The following is a 1,042-nucleotide window of genomic DNA, read 5'->3' on the forward strand; positions in this document are numbered from 1 at the left end:
CAATTATTAAAAATAGATTGTAGATACCAAGAAAAAGTTTTTAATGCAATCGAAAAGTTACCAAAAGGTGATGTTGTTAAACTGAATGGATTTATCGATAAATATCGTCTAAGAGTTGGTTTTTTACGAATTTTATTCGTTATGGAGAATGGTAATATTGAAATTTATAAAATAGAAAAAAGAGGAGATATTTACAAATGATGACTTTAATTAAAAATAATGAAGAATATGCCGTTATTCCAATGACGGATTATAAATTTATGCACTTATTAAAAGAAGATTTTAATGATGCTCTACTCATTGAAAAAGTAAAGCAAGAGATTAAATTGGGTAATGATGAGCTGATACCATTGGATATTATGAAAAGACTATTAAGCAACGAGTCTAATCTTAAAATTTGGCGTGAATATAGGAGTTTAACGCCAAAAATATTAAGTGATAAAACAGGAGTTAGTTTATCTATTATTTCAAAAATAGAAAATAACAAACAAAAAATTGATGTGCCAAAGTTAACAAAGTTTGCGACAGCTCTTAATGTTAACTTAGACGATTTAATTGATTGACAGCATACTGAATTCAAAAATAAACGCTTGCGTTATCTAGCTGAAAGGCAGTAAATAGTTTACCCATATTTACACGCTCTTCGTAAATATGGGTAATCTATTGGATGTCGTGTCGAAAGGCTTCAGCTTTAAAAATCAAAGTGGGCTAATTTATTAGCCGTCTTTACCTAGATAGTTGATAAGCTGCCAATAGAATTAAGAAGCCCAAATTTTAGATTTAAGCCGTTATTTTGTGTATTGGCTTATCGTTGTATAGATAAATTTATTTTATTCGTCAGTAATGACGATACGACTTTTTAAGGGCGTAGTCTTTAGTGTTATTGCGTTATTAATAAATTCATCTGCACTTATTCTTTATGAAACCTTTGCATAATTCATAATTCCCCATCCTATTTTCAACCCTTGCAATTTTTCAAAAAAAATAGCTCAAAATTTCCGTATTTTTCCATAAAAATCTAAAAAACACCTTGTTTGTTTGA

At 28.9% G+C, this 1,042-nt stretch carries 2 protein-coding genes; both read left to right on the top strand.

The features are described from left to right. The coding region (locus CRYPD_RS07715; RefSeq protein WP_342211703.1) for a type II toxin-antitoxin system RelE family toxin at window positions 1-201 on the top strand (201 nt) is incomplete at its 5' end. After that, on the top strand, window positions 198-563 hold the full coding sequence (locus tag CRYPD_RS07720; protein ID WP_138146988.1) for a helix-turn-helix domain-containing protein: 366 nt from the start codon (window positions 198-200) through the stop codon (window positions 561-563). The genes CRYPD_RS07715 and CRYPD_RS07720, both read left to right, overlap by 4 nt. Window positions 564-1,042 lie beyond the last annotated feature (479 nt).

This window comes from Bathymodiolus heckerae thiotrophic gill symbiont, assembly GCF_900180345.1.
Taxonomy (GTDB): domain Bacteria; phylum Pseudomonadota; class Gammaproteobacteria; order PS1; family Pseudothioglobaceae; genus Thiodubiliella.

Excerpts from the sequence above, each read along its gene's own strand:
- CRYPD_RS07720 (WP_138146988.1), top strand. The coding sequence starts at position 198 with ATGATGACTTTAATTAAAAATAATGAAGAATATGCCGTTATTCCAATG.